The organism is Dietzia sp. UCD-THP, from assembly GCF_000349585.1.
Classification (GTDB): Bacteria; Actinomycetota; Actinomycetes; order Mycobacteriales; family Mycobacteriaceae; genus Dietzia; species Dietzia natronolimnaea_A.
Map to the genome: position 1 here is coordinate 1 of NZ_AOSR01000174.1, position 352 is coordinate 352.

The 352-nt window shown below is 65.6% G+C and carries 1 protein-coding gene; it reads right to left on the minus strand.

The genetic code is table 11. The features are described from left to right. On the minus strand, positions 1-352 hold a 352-nt coding region (locus H483_RS38660; RefSeq protein WP_152427921.1), incomplete at both ends, for a helix-turn-helix domain-containing protein.

Genomic DNA, 352 nt, shown 5'->3' on the forward strand with positions numbered 1-352 from the left:
CAACACGATCGCGTTCTCCGGTGGCGCCAAGTACAGGCCGCATATGTCAGTGACTTTGCCGACCAGCTCCGGGTCGGTGGAGAAGCGAAACGTCTCGGACCGCCACGGCTTGATCCCGTACGCCCGCCACGCGGTCAGCACCGAGGTGGGCGAGATCTTCAACCGCTGCGCCAGCAGGCGCGACGACCAGTGCGTCACCCCCAGAGACTTCGGAGGTGGCATCAACGTCGCGGTCACGATCGCCGCATGATCAAGCGTCCGCGGCCGGCCCGAACGCTTCTCATCAACCAGGCCAGCGATGCCCCGCTCTTCATACCTGTCGCGCCACAGATTCACCTTCGGCCGCGACGCC